The 13,406-nt window shown below is 68.9% G+C and carries 9 protein-coding genes; 4 read left to right on the plus strand and 5 right to left on the minus strand.

The window, feature by feature from the left end; translation table 11 throughout:
* Positions 1-182: 182 nt before the first annotated feature.
* Complete coding sequence (locus tag BLS95_RS21160; protein WP_090933813.1) at positions 183-1,640, plus strand: MFS transporter; 1,458 nt, start codon at positions 183-185, stop codon at positions 1,638-1,640.
* 196 nt (positions 1,641-1,836) lie between these two features.
* The gene (locus BLS95_RS21165) at positions 1,837-3,444 is read left to right on the plus strand and encodes a tryptophan halogenase family protein (protein ID WP_090933815.1); all 1,608 of its coding nucleotides are present in this window, start codon (positions 1,837-1,839) and stop codon (positions 3,442-3,444) included.
* 100 nt (positions 3,445-3,544) lie between these two features.
* Here BLS95_RS21165 and BLS95_RS21170 read toward each other — a convergent pair whose 3' ends face one another.
* From BLS95_RS21170 to BLS95_RS21190, 5 genes are all read right to left on the minus strand, one after another.
* Positions 3,545-6,394 carry a LuxR C-terminal-related transcriptional regulator gene (locus BLS95_RS21170; protein WP_090933817.1) on the minus strand — a complete coding sequence of 950 codons (2,850 nt, stop codon included), beginning with the start codon at positions 6,392-6,394 and terminating at the stop codon, positions 3,545-3,547.
* Between the two features lie 63 nt (positions 6,395-6,457).
* Positions 6,458-6,985 carry a MarR family winged helix-turn-helix transcriptional regulator gene (locus BLS95_RS21175; RefSeq protein ID WP_090933818.1) on the minus strand — a complete coding sequence of 176 codons (528 nt, stop codon included), beginning with the start codon at positions 6,983-6,985 and terminating at the stop codon, positions 6,458-6,460.
* 39 nt (positions 6,986-7,024) lie between these two features.
* Positions 7,025-8,017: an NAD-dependent epimerase/dehydratase family protein gene (locus tag BLS95_RS21180; RefSeq protein WP_090933820.1), complete on the minus strand. Its 993-nt coding sequence runs from the start codon at positions 8,015-8,017 to the stop codon at positions 7,025-7,027.
* 4 nt (positions 8,018-8,021) lie between these two features.
* On the minus strand, positions 8,022-9,374 hold the full coding sequence (locus tag BLS95_RS21185; RefSeq protein ID WP_090933822.1) for a nucleotide sugar dehydrogenase: 1,353 nt from the start codon (positions 9,372-9,374) through the stop codon (positions 8,022-8,024).
* A 17-nt stretch (positions 9,375-9,391) separates the two neighbouring features.
* Positions 9,392-10,735, minus strand: a complete 1,344-nt coding sequence (locus BLS95_RS21190) for a glycosyltransferase (RefSeq protein WP_218135896.1) — start codon at positions 10,733-10,735, stop codon at positions 9,392-9,394.
* Positions 10,736-11,014: 279 nt separating this feature from the next.
* Between BLS95_RS21190 and BLS95_RS21195 the strand changes: the two genes are divergently transcribed.
* Together BLS95_RS21195 and BLS95_RS21200 are read left to right on the plus strand one after the other, a co-directional pair.
* Positions 11,015-12,400: an NDP-hexose 2,3-dehydratase family protein gene (locus tag BLS95_RS21195; RefSeq protein ID WP_090934083.1), complete on the plus strand. Its 1,386-nt coding sequence runs from the start codon at positions 11,015-11,017 to the stop codon at positions 12,398-12,400.
* A gap of 11 nt (positions 12,401-12,411) precedes the next feature.
* Positions 12,412-13,395, plus strand: coding sequence for an aldo/keto reductase (locus tag BLS95_RS21200; protein ID WP_090933824.1), 984 nt, complete (start codon positions 12,412-12,414; stop codon positions 13,393-13,395).
* Positions 13,396-13,406: the final 11 nt, after the last annotated feature.

A 13,406-nucleotide genomic window follows, 5' to 3' on the forward strand; every position in this document is an offset into this window, starting at 1 on the left:
GATGCCGAGAATCCTGGCCCGGGAGGATCTCCGACCACTGGCGGCGGTTCACCAGCCAGGACAACGCCGCAAGCCAGAGCCGGTCGGCGTGATTGAGATAGTTCAGCAATGCATGGTTCAGAACTTCACTCAAGGCTATACTGACGTGAGTTCAGCAGTTAACTGTCCGAGGAAGGTGAATCATGCCCCTCAAGGAGTCGGCAAGCTCGGACCCGAGCGTGGAGCCGGCCAGGCGCCGATGGCTCGGCCTCTGGGTGATGATGCTGGCGATGGTGATGGACCTGATCGACGTCGCGATCGTCTCCCTCGCACTCCCGTCGATCCAGGCGGACCTCAATGCCTCCCCGGCAGCGCTGGAGTGGATAGTCGCCGGATACCCCCTGACCTTCGGCGTCATGCTGGTCACCGGCGGGCGGATGGGGGACGCGCTCGGCCGGCGGCGCATGTTCCTGTGGGGGGTGGCCGGTTTCATCGTGGCCTCCGCCCTGTGCGGGCTGGCGCCCAACGCCGAGGTCCTGATCGTCTCCCGGCTGGCGCAGGGCGTGTTCGCCGGGCTCATGACACCGCAGATCCTGTCCATGATCCAGGTGGCGTTCACCCCGGACGAGCGGCCCAAGGCCTATGCGATCTTCGGTGCCGCCTCCGGCATCGCCCAGGTCAGCGGCCCGCTGGTCGGCGGCCTGCTGATCGAGGCCGACCTGTTCGGGTACGGCTGGCGCGCGATCTTCCTCATCAACCTGCCCATCGGCATCCTCACCCTGATCGCCTCGGTCATCCTGCTGCGCGAGTCCAAGTCGGAGGAGGCCCAGCGCTTCGACTTTCCCGGCGTCGGCCTGCTCACCCTCGCACTGCTGCTGGTGCTCTACCCCCTCATCCAGGGCCGCGAGCTCGGTTGGCCGCTGTGGGCGTTCGTCATGCTGGCCACCGCCGTCCCGGCGTTCGCGCTGTTCGCCTGGTACCAGGGGCGCCGTGACCGCAGGATGGCCACGCCCCTGGTGCCGCCCCGCCTGTTCAAGCAGCGGGCTTTCACCGGCGGGCTGCTCACCGGCATCACCTTCTTCATCGGCGTGACCGGCTTCCTGGTGGTCCTCGCCATCACGCTGCAGACCGGGCTCGGCTTCTCGGCGCTGCACGCCGGGCTCTCGCTGCTGCCGTACGCGCTCGGCATCGCCGCCGCGGCCGGAGCCTCCTTCGGGCTGGTGCCCAAGCTCGGACGCCTCCTCATCGTCATCGGCGCGTTGATCAAGGCCGTCGGCATGGCCGTCCTGATGGTCATGGTCACAGGGGCAGGCGAGGGCCTCACCTCCTGGCACCTCGTGCCAGGACTGCTGATCGCGGGTATCGGCATGGGCCTGGTCTCGCCTACGATCGCCGACATCGTCCTGGTGGGCGTGCGGTCGGAGGACGCGGGCGCCGCCTCCGGCATCCTGATCACCGCCGGCCAGCTCGGGGCGGCGATCGGGGTGGCGCTGATCGGCGTCGTGTACTTCGGGACGCTGAGCGCGGGCTCCTACCTCGGGGCCTTCGGCAACGCGTTGCTGTTCCAGATAGCGGTGTTCGTCCTCAGCGCCCTGCTCGCGTTGCTGGTGCCGAAGCCCGCGCCCGGCGCGCGTGTGGAGCCGGGGGCGCACGCGTTCTGACCTCTCCGAACCGGGGCGCCCGCGTTCCGGCCTCTCGCGCACCCCATGTGATCGCGCGGGCTTTCATGCCACGGTGCCGGCACCCGGGGAGAACCGCACCCCGCACATCGGCTGGTTTTTCCGGCGGCCGGATGATCATCGGTCCGCCGGATTAGCCTCGGTGCTGCCCGCAAATCCTCGAGCAGGGGGTCGGTTAATGGATTCACGCATCAGGAATATCGTGATCCTCGGCGGCGGCACCGCAGGCTGGATGGCCGCTGCCTATCTCGGAAAAGCCCTTCAGGGGACGGCGAGGATAACGGTGCTCGAGGCACCGGACATTCCCAAGCTAGGGGTGGGAGAGGCGACCATCCCCAACCTCCAGACGGCATTCTTCGATTTCCTCGGGATAGCCGAGGACGAATGGATGCGAGAGGTGAACGCCAGCTATAAGATCGCCATCAAGTTCATCAACTGGCGGACCGGAGGAGAGGGCTCGGCGCGGCCCAGGTCCGCCGGCGGCAGGAGCGATCAGTTCTACCACATCTTCGGCCTGCTCCCCTTCCACGAGGGCATCCCGCTGTCGCACTACTGGGTGCGCAAGAAACATCTCGGCCGGACGGCGCAGGAGTTCGACCACGCCTGCTACCGGGAGCCGCTGCTGCTCGACGCCAACAAGGCGCCGCGCTGGATGGACGGCACGCGCGCCGCCAACTACGCCTGGCACTTCGACGCCCACCTGGTGGCCGACTACCTGCGCCGCTTCTCCACCGGCAAGCTCGACGTCGAGCACGTCCAGGACCGGATGGAGGACGTCACCTTCGACGCCAACGGCTACCTCACCAGCCTGCGCACCGCCACCGGCCGGGTCCTGACCGCCGATCTGTTCGTCGACTGCTCCGGGTTCCGCGGCCTGCTGATCAACAAGGCGCTGAACGAGCCGTTCGTGGACATGAGCGACCACCTGCTCAACGACAGCGCGGTCGCCACGGCCGTGCCCAACGACGACGCGACCACCGGTGTGGAGCCGTTCACCTCGGCCATCGCCATGAAGTCCGGCTGGACCTGGAAGATCCCCATGCTGGGCAGGTTCGGCACCGGTTACGTCTACTCCAGCCAGTTCGCCGGCCAGGACGAGGCCGTCAAGGAATTCTGCGACCTGTGGGAGCTGGATCCCGACCGGACGGATCTGAACCTGATCCGCTTCCGGGTGGGCCGCAACAGGCGTGCCTGGGTGAAGAACTGCGTCAGCATCGGCACGTCGTCCTGCTTCGTGGAGCCGCTGGAGTCCACCGGGATCTACTTCATCTACGCCGCGCTGTACCAGCTGGTCAAACATTTCCCGGACAAGAGCTTCGACCCGGTGCTGATCGATCGGTTCAACCGCGAGATCGAGACGATGTTCGACGACACCCGCGACTTCATCCAGGCGCATTTCCATTTCGCGCCGCGCGACGACACGCCCTTCTGGCGGGCGAACAAGGAGCTCAAGCTGGGCGACGGCATGCAGGACAAGATGGACATGTATCGCGCCGGGCTGCCCATCAACAATCCGCCGAGCGACGACGCCAGCCATTACTACGCCAATTTTGAGGAGGAGTTCCGCAACTTCTGGAACAACGGCAACTACTACTGCGTGCTGGCCGGCCTGGACCACTTGCCGCCGCGCCCGTTGCCGCTGCTGGCTCACATGCCCGAATCCGTGGCGAGCGCCGAGGCGTTGTTCACGCGGGTGAGCGAGGAGCAGCGCAGGCTCGTCGAGAGTCTGCCGACCAACTACGAGTTCCTGCGCAGCCTGCACGGGCACACGGAGCAGAGGCACTGAAGTTCGTCATGCGCGGAAGGGGCCCAGACCATCGGTCTGGGCCCCTTCCCATGAGGCGCGAAGATCCGGATGAGGCTCGGAGGCCCGGTCGCGCTCCGGGTCAGATCACGGTGCGCTCCTGGCCGAGCCGCGCAAGCTCGACCCGTGAGCGGATCTCCAGCTTGCGGAAGATCTGCCGCAGGTGGAAGCCGACGGTGTGCGGCGACAGGAACATCCGCTTGGCGACCTGCTTGTTGGTCAGCCCCTGGGCGACGAAGGTGGCGACCGCCCACTCCGTCTTGGTGAGGCTTTCCCAGCCCGTGGCCGGCCGCTTGGCGTAGGACCAGTGCCGCCGGCGCACCCCCATGTCGCGAAGACGCAGCCGTACCCGGGCACTGTCCCGGCCCGCCTGCACCGACTCGTATCCCACCAGGGCGTGTTCCAGCCAGTAGACCGTCGCCTCCCGGTCGACGTCGGCCAGCGCGGCGGCCAGGTCCTCGGCGGCCGAGGCCTGCTCCCACGGATCGATGTGCTCCTTGACCGCATGCTCCAGCAGCTGTGTGTCGCCGTCCACGACACCCCGGGCATGCGCGGCGGCGGTGAGCATCGAAGGCAGGTCGGGGTTGTCGGCCGCGATCCGTTCCGCGGCGGAGGTGACGGCCACCGCCCGGTGCGGCAGGCCGGCCGCGATAGCCGTCCGAGCCAGCCAGGCGGCCGCGATGCGCGAGTTGGCGAGCAGACGCGTTCGGAGCTCGCGGTCCTCGTAGAGCGGGGCGAGCACCTCCATGGCCCTGGGCAGGTCACCCTCCGCCGCGGCGAACTGGGCCTTGAGCCACACCATGACGGGCAGCGGGGTGCCCGGCAGGGATTCGGCCTGCGCGGTGTGCTCGGCCGCCGCGGCGAGGTCGCCGCGGCGCAGCGCCAGCGTGGCCAGCACGAGCCAGGCCATCCAGGTGAGCTGGGGGCTGCCGACGTCGGCGCTGGCCTCCAGCCCGGCCCGCGCCTCGCTCTCCGCCTCGTCGGGCCGGCCGGCGCCCAGGTGGATGAAGGCTTCGAGCATCCGCGACATCCCGGCCAGTACCTGGGCGCCCTTGACGGACAGATCCTCGCGCAGCCGCTCCACCAGGGACGAGGCCTCGTCGTAGGAGCCGAGGACGATGAGCATCGTGGCCAGGGTCGCCTGCGGCGTGACGTACCAGAGCACCCGCTCGCCCTGGCCCAGGAGGTCGGTCGCCTCCTTGGCCAGACGGAGCCCCTCGGTCAACCGGCCGCGCTGCCATTGTTCCCTGGCCAGGATCGTCAGCCCCACGACCCGGCTCGGCGACGTGACCGGCTGCATGGTGGTCGTCTCGGTGGCGCTGCGCACCGCGGCGCTCGACGATTCCTCCGCGATCGCCAGCAACCGAGTGTTTTGGAGATTATCCCGAACCTCAGGCTGGAGGTGAGCGTGCTCGAGCAGTTGTTCGGCCAGCTCGCGTGCCCGGCCGGCCTGTCCGCGCAGCAGCAGGGCGGCCGCCAGCCAGAGCCTGAGCGGAATGCTCTCGCCCTCCAGCCGGGCGCCCTCCAGCTCTCGCTCGGCCAGCTCGACCGCCCGGTCCAGCGGGCCGACCAGCACCATGGCGCGTACGGCGTTGCAGGCCAGCGGTAGCCGGTAGCCGGAGCCGGCCTCGGCCACCTCCAGCCCGCAGATCGCCAGCTCGGCGGCGCGCTTCGGATCGACGGTGACCGCTTCCTCGGACGCCCGGCAGAGCAACTCGACCGCTTCGTCGTCGCTCGGCTGCGCCCCGTGAATGAGGTGGATGGCCACCTCGACGAGCGAGCTTCCCTTGGCGGTCAGCATCTCGGCCGCCTGACGGTGCAGCGCGGCCCGCACGGCGCTGGGCACGCTCTCCCACACCATCTGCCAGATTCCCTCGTGCACGAAGGCGATCTCGTCGGACCTGCTGGTCAGCAACCGGGCCTCCATCGCCTCCTGGAACTCGGGCACTAGTGAGGCGGCCTTGGTCGACAACATCTCCGCGACGTCATCCAGGGAGCACGTGGGCCCCAGGACGGCGGCGATGTCAAGGGTTTGCCGGGCAGAGGTGGACAGGTCGGCCAGCCGCTTGTTGATCAAGGTGCGGAAGCGCTCGGGTAGCGCGGTGCGCCCGGGCGTGACCAACCGGGCCACCCCTTTGACCGTCTGGATCTTGCCTTCCTCGGCCAAACCCTCCAGCAGTTCGACAGCGAGGGAGGGATCGCCGTCGGCGTTGGCCACGAGGGCCTTGAGATGGCGATCAGGCGTGGCCGACAACCGGTCCTTCACGACCTGCGCCATCTCGCTAGTCGATAGCGGGGGCAGGGTGTGCCTGGCCGCCCGAAGTCCGTCTTGGAGCAGGTCGTACAAGTGGTCGTGGGACTGATCGCCCTTGCCGGAGGTCTTGGCGAAAACCCAGACGATCGAGGACTTGGCCAGCCTCGCCGGCAGGAGGCGGACGGCCAGCAGGGTCGCCGAGTCGGCCCAGTGCAAATCGTCGAGGGTGATCAGAGTCGGGGCCTGCGCGGCGCGCTCTTCCAATCGGGCGCCAAGGTACTGAATGACCTTGCCGTGGGTGTCGGAGGCCGCAGCGAGCGAGTCCCTGGTGGCAACCCTGCCGTGGGGCGCGGGGTCGACCAGCGAGAGCAGCGGTGCCATGGGCATGAGCCGCAGCACCGGGTCCGCCGTGACGTGGGAGACGTTGAAAGCCTGCTCCAGAGCGAGGTGACGCACCTCCGCCAGTAGCCGGCTCTTTCCGATGCCCGGTGGGCCCTCCAGCAGCAGGATGCCGCTGCGTCGTTGAAGGAGCTCCGTGGCGTGGGTCAGATGTGTGAATCGTCCGTGGAGCGGGTGTTCTCTCGAACCGGAATCATTGTGTTGATTGCTCGCGTGCGGGTTGTAGTACAACGAACACTCCACATATTCGATTGACGTCAAACGTGTCGAGTTGTGCACTCTCCGATTTCACCGGCAGGTCTCTTTCTTGGTAATCCGGCATGATCTCGGGAAATATACCGATCACTCTTCGATGATCTCGTACAGGTTCTCCGCGGCTCCGCGCGGATCGGGAGCCTCCACGGTCTGGCCGTGCCCGAGCAGCACTTTGTTCATGATCGTCACCAGCGAGCGCATCTCGTCCTCGTCGAGATACTGGGAGAAGTACCTGCCGACCCCACCCAGAAAGATCGGGGCAGAACGGCCCAGCTCATCGCGCCCGCGATCGGTCAGCACGGCATAGGTGATGCGCAGGTTGTCCGCGTCGCCCCCGCGCTCGACCAGGCCCTGCCGTTGCAGCTGGGTGACGAGCTGGCTGATGCCGCTCTTGGAGACGAAACAGCGCCGGGCGAGCTCGTGCATCTGCAGCCGCCCCTGGGGCGCCGCCCCCAGCCGCGACAGCACCTCGCAGGCGGTCAGCGGCTGGCAGCCATTCGCCTTGAGATCTCTGTCGAGAGCCCTGGCGACCACGATTTCGCCCTTCCACAGCGCGAGCCACGCGTCGAAGCCCAAATTATCGAGGTCCCTGACTTTGGCCGGTTCATTGTTCACAATCACATAGTTTAGTACAGAACAGTCCGAGTCACGCGATCACTGAAGCCCGTTCTCCGGCAGCTCCAGCCACCACGGATTACGCCGGCCCCAGTGGATCACCGCGGCCAGTCCCTCCTCCAGCGGTGTGCTCGCCCGCCAGCCCAGCGTGGCCAGCGCCTTAGACGTGTCCGGCATCCTGCGCCGCATGTCCTGGTAGCGGTTGCCGAGCGCCCGATCGGTCTCGACCGCGACCGGCTGCGCCGGCCCGCCCGCGAGCTCGCTCACCATCTCGATCACGTGCCCGATCGGCATCTCGTAGGTGCTGCCGAGGTTGAAGCACTCCCCGTCGGCCTTCGGGCTCTCTCCCGCCAGGATCGTGCCCTGGACGGCGTCGGCCACGTAGGTGAAGCAGCGGGTCTGGCGGCCGTCGTCGTACACGACGGGCGGCAGCCCGCGCAGCGCGCGATGGACGGTCCTGCTGACCAGGTAGGCCGGGCGCTGGCGCGGCCCGTAGACGTTGAAGTAGCGCAGGATCGTCGCCCGCAGACCGTGCTGGCGCATGAAGGCGAAGGTCAGATGCTCGGCCAAGGCCTTGCTGGAGGAGTAGCTCCAGCGGTCGGTGGCGGTGCTCCCGAGCACGCGGTCGGCGTCCTCCTTCCACGGCACCACCTGGTTCTTGCCGTAGATCTCGCTGGTGCTGACCATGACCACCTTGGCGCCCGTCCGGCACGCCCGCTCCAGCACCGCCTTGGTCCCGCCGAAGGCGACGTCGATCACGTCCAGCGGCCTGCCGAGGTAGGTGTCCACGCCCACCACGGCGGCGAGATGGTAGACGACCTCCACCTCCGGAGTGATCACCTCGGCGAGGCGATCGGCGTCGCGGATGTCGCCTGTTACGTACCGCACCAGGTCCGGCTCCCGCGCCCGGTCCTTGGGCGGGGTGGCGGCGGCGTCGTACACGACGACCTCGCGGCCCTGCTCGGCCAGCCGTTCGGCCAGATGGCTGCCGACGAAGCCGGAGCCGCCCGTGACCACCACACGTCCTGTCATGGGGTCACCGTCCGATCCCGCGGTAGGCGAATCCCAGGTCGTGCAGCTCCTGGATGGTCTGCCGGGAATAGTAGGCGCGCCCGTCGAACACGAGGCACGAGGGATTGACCAGGCCTCGCAGCCGCGCGAAGTCGATCCGCTCGAACGGGCGGTGCAGGGCGAGGACCGCCAGGCAGTCGGCACCCTCCGCCGCCTCCTCCAGGGTGGCGTACGGCCGCAGGCCGAACATCCGCTCCACCTCGTCCGGGTCGGCCAGCGGATCGTGCGCGCGCACCTCGGCGCCCAGCACCCGCAGTGCCTGCACCGCAGGCAGCGTCGGGGTCATCCGGAGGTCGCTCGTGTCGTTCTTGTAGGCGAGCCCAAGGACGGCGATCCTGGAGGTGGAGGGGTCCTTGCCGAGCTTGGTCAGCTCGTCGGTGATGAGCCTGACGCTGTAGTCCGGCATCTCCTCGTTGGCCGCCCGCGCCGTCTCGATCGTCCGCAGGGCGATGCCCCGCTCGCGCGCGGAGCGCCACACCATCCACGGATCCTTCGTCAGGCACGAACCCCCCACGCCCACGCTCGGCATCAGGATGTTGACCATGGCCGCCCCCTTGGGGATGCTGTTGGCCGCCGCGATCACGTCGAGCACGTCCACCCCGAACACGCTGCAGTAGCGGGCCAGTTCGTTGCCCATGGCGATGTTGAGGTCGATCCACCAGTTGTCGGCCAGCTTGACGATCTCCGCGGCCTCCAGCGACTCCAGCGGGAGAACCGGCACACCGAGCATCCTGGTCCAGAAGGCCTGCGTGGCGGCCACGCTGTCGGGACACCAGCCGCCGACGACGATCGGCAGGCTGCGCAGCTCGGCCAGGGCCTTGCCCTCGGAGATACGTTCCGGCGAGAAGGCCACGCCGAAGTCCTCGCCGCACTTCAGGCCGCCCTGCTCCAGGATCGGCACCAGTATGCCCCTGACCGTCCCCGGCGGAACCGTGCTCTTGAGGATCACCAGCTGGCCACGCCTGAGCCGTGGGGCGATCTGCTGGCACGCCGCCTGCAACTGCGACTCGTCCAGCTCTCCGTCCCCGGTGATGGGTGTGCCCACCGTCACTACCAGCACGTCGGCCCATGTCATGGCATCGAAGTCGGTGGTCACCCGCAGGCGTCCCGAGGACAGGCCCCAGGCCAGCGTCTCGGCCAGGCCGGGCTCCTTGAACCGGCACAGTCCGGCCGTCAGCTCGGCGACCAGAGTCTCGTCCGTGTCCACCCCGACGACTTCGGCCGGTCCTTCCGCCAGGGTGGCCGCCACGCATGACCCGATGTATCCCACGCCGACGAGCGCGACCTTGACCCGGTCGCCGTCCGCTAGAAATCGCACTTGCGCCTCCAAGTTGCTCAACTGATCGCTGTTCTTCCGGCCGATCTGGCGGCCAGCAGCTCCTCGATCGCCGCGGCGGCCAGCTCGGGGCCGTCGTAGCGGCGGAACTCCTCCTTCAGCGAGGCGGCCCGATCCGCGTAGGCGCCGTCTTCGAGTACGCGACGGACGGCTTCGCGAAGGCGCTCCTCGCTCAGCCTCCCGGTCAGGTGGAGCCCCGCCCCCGACCAGGCCACCCTGGCGCCGACCTCGTGTTTCTCCTCGGTGGCTCCGGCGACCACGAGCGGCACACCGTGCGAAAGCGCCGCGTTGACCCCGCCGTAGCCGCCGTTCGTCACCATCACCTGGACTTCGGGAAGCAGCTCGTCATGCGGGATGTACGGCTCCAGCCACGCATTGGCGGGCAGCCGCCCGTCCACCCCTGACCCGGCAGCCGACACAGAGGCCCCCGACCCCGCCGCCCCAGGTGCGGCCGGTCTTCCCGTGGTGGCCACGACGTGGACCGGTTCGTCGGCCAGCGCGGCCAGGGCAGGGCCCAGCAGCCGATCCGCGTCGTCGGCGATGGTCCCCTGCGTGACGTGGACGACCGGACGGCCGTCGGACAGCTCGTCCCACCAGGGCGGCGGCGTGAAGGGCGCCGAGGCCCGGCCCGCCAGTGCCCCGACGAAGCGGGTCTGGGGCCGCAGGTCGCTGCGCGGATACTCGAAGGAGGGCACGGTCCCCATCAGGTACAGGTCGGGCTCCTTGACGATGTTCTCCAGCACCCGGCCGGCCAGGCGGGGCAGCCCGGCCCGCGCCCTGACCACGTCCGCGTGCCGCCGGATGCCACGCATCAGCATGGAGTCGGCCGTCCACGCCAGCAGCCGGTTCCTGACCCGGTTCCAGGGCCGTCCGGCGGGCGGCAGCCCCAGCCCCATGGGTGCGGCGTCCCTGCTGCTCAAGATGTAGACGGAGGTGGCCACCCAGACCAGCGGCAGCCCGGCCCGCTCGGCGGCCAGGCCGGCCCCGAAGCACGTCTCGTCGGTGACGACGACGTCGGCGGGAAAGCCGTCGAGGATCTCCAGCAGGTCGGCCATCTGGTCCGGCGCCGGGTCGAGGAAGATCTCCTTGAGACCCAGCGTCATGCCTGACAGGCCGGTCACGCCCGCATGGTGAGGGAATGCCTCGGCCCTGGTCAGGCCGCTGAAGTCGTAGGCGGCACGGAACCGCCGGTGCCGAGCGCCGGCCCCCGTCACCTTCCCCTCGAACGCCGCCCCCGCGTACCACTGGACCTCATGCCCCCGCTCCACCAGCACCCGAGCCACCGAAACCAGCGGGTTGACATGTCCTTCGCCAGGAGTCGTGGCCATGAGCATCCGTGCCATCTGCGCCCCCTTCGCTAGTCAGCAATCGAGACGCTAACGGGGCAGATGCGAGGACTTTGCAACTGCCGCCGCCAATCAACACGAATGCGAGGGATGCAGTGCCGCGCTTTACCGGCAGGCGGGTCAGAAACCGCCTCCTTGGCACGCGAACGTGTGATGTGCCCCGCGCAGCCGGATGAGGATGCTGAAGCGACGTATCAGCGTATCTGCGAGGTGGAAGTGAGCGCGATCTTCGATTTCACGGAAAGGCGGCAACCGCACTGGGACACGCCGAGCCGGATGACCGCTTCGGCCCTGACGTTGTCATCGCCGGTCACCCCGGATTTCCCGACCTGGTGGGCCGGACGGCTCCAGGAGAACGTCTTCGACGTACGCCGCGTGCCCTTCTCAGAATTGTCCGGCTGGGATTTCCACCCGGAGACCGGAGACCTCGCCCACGAGAGCGGCCGCTACTTCTCCGTGGAGGGGCTGGCGGTCCACTCCGGGGCCGGCGGAGCGCACCTGTGGTCGCAGCCCATCCTCAACCAGCTCGACATCGCGATCCTGGGCATCCTGGCCAAGGAGTTCGACGGCGAGCTGCACTTCCTCATGCAGGCCAAGGCCGAGCCGGGCAATCTCAACGGCCTGCAACTGTCGCCCACGGTCCAGGCCACGCCCAGCAATTACACCCGCATCCACCGGGGTGACGCGACCCCCTACGTCGACTACTTCATCGACACACGGCGCCACAGCGTGCTGGTGGACGTCCTGCAGTCCGAGCAGGGGGCCTGGTTCCTACGCAAGCGCAACCGCAACATGATCGTCGAGGTGCACGAGGACGTGCCGGTCCTGCCCAACTTCTGCTGGCTCACCCTGGGGCAGATCCACGACCTGCTGCACACGCCGAACATGATCAATATGGATGCGCGCACGGTCCTGTCATGCGTCCCCTTCGGGGAGCCGCCGGGTTCCCCCGCCGTCCCCCGGGTCGCCGACGACTCCTTCAGGGCGGCGGTGCGCCGCTCGGCCCGCCGTACGGACGGCCTGCGCGAGCTGACGAGCTGGCTCACCGAGGCCCGCTGCCGGCACGTCCCGCTCATCCTGAGCATCCCGCTGCGCGACGTGGACGGCTGGCACCGCACCGAGCACGAGATCCGGCACCGCGACGGGCGGCACTTCAGCGTGCTCGGCGTCGCGGTCACCACGAGCCACCGTGAAGTGCGGTCTTGGACGCAGCCGCTGCTCGCCCCGGCCGGTGCCGGCCTGGCCGGGCTCGTGGTGAGCGAGGTCGACGGCGAGCTGCGCCTGCTGGTGCGCGCGGATGTACGGCCCGGCTACAGCGAAGGCGTCGAGATCGGCCCGACGGTGCAGGACCAGGGTGGCGAGATCGGCCCGTTCGTGCAGGACCAGGGCGGCGAGGCGGACGAGCAGGCCCGCTTCCGCCATCTGCTCTTCGCTCCGGAGACTCGCGTGCGCTACGACGTGGAGCTGTCCGAGGAGGGTGGCCGCTTCCACCACGCCCGGACCCGCTACCTGATCGCCGAGGTCGAGCGGGACGCCGTCGGCGATCTCTCCGACGACTACCGCTGGGTGACCACGGGCCAGTTGCAGGCGCTGCTGGCCCACTCCCGCTACCTGAACATCGAGGCGCGCACACTGCTCGGCTGCCTGCAGACACTGTGGTGAAAGGATCGGACATGGAGACGAGACTGGGCCGCACGGCGCTCACGGTGAGCAGGTTCTGCCTGGGCACGGTCAACTTTGGCGGCCGCACCGACGAGGACGAGGGCCACCGGATCATGGACAGCGCCCTGGAACACGGGATCACCTTCTTCGACACGGCCGACATGTACGGCTGGCGGGTGCACAAGGGGTACACCGAGGAGACCATCGGCCGCTGGCTGAGCAAGGGAGCCGGACGGCGCGACGAGGTCGTGCTGGCCACCAAGGTCGGCAACCAGATGGGCGCGGGCCGCAACGACGGGGGCCTGTCGGCCCGGCACATCGTGGCGGCCTGCGAAGGCTCGCTGCGCCGGCTCAACACCGACTGGATCGACCTCTACCAGCTGCACCAGATGGACCTCACCGCCCCCTGGGAGGAGGTGTGGCAGGCGATGAGCCTGCTGATCAGCCAGGGAAAGGTCCGCTACGTCGGCTCCTCCAACTTCGCCGGGTGGCACCTGTCCGCGGGCCAGCACGCGGCCGAGCGGCTCGGGCTGCTCGGCCTGGTGTCCGAGCAGTGCCTCTACAACCTCGCCACCCGCCACGCCGAGCTGGAGGTCATCCCGGCCGCGCAGGCCTATCGCCTGGCCGTCCTGCCGTGGGCGCCGCTGCACAGTGGGCTGCTCGGAGGCGTGCTCGGCAAGCTCAGGACGGGACAGGCGGTCAAGTCCGCTCAGGGCCGGGCGGTCCCGGCTCTGGAACGGCATCGCGAGGCGACGGCGGGATACGAGGCGCTGTGCGCGGAGCTCGGTCACCCGCCGGCGCAGGTCGGCCTGGCCTGGCTGCTGTCCCGGCCGGGGGTGACGGCGCCGGTGATCGGGCCGCGGACCGTGGCGCAGTTGGAGAGCCTGCTGCCCGCCCTCGACCTCACCCTCGGAGCGGCCGAGCTCGCCCGGCTGGACGAGCTGTTCCCGCCGGTCGCGGCAGGCGGGCCCGGCCCCAAGGCGTGGATCGAGTAAGCCTGCGGGAA

Origin of the sequence: Nonomuraea jiangxiensis (assembly GCF_900099965.1) — a bacterium.
GTDB lineage: Bacteria > Actinomycetota > Actinomycetes > Streptosporangiales > Streptosporangiaceae > Nonomuraea > Nonomuraea jiangxiensis.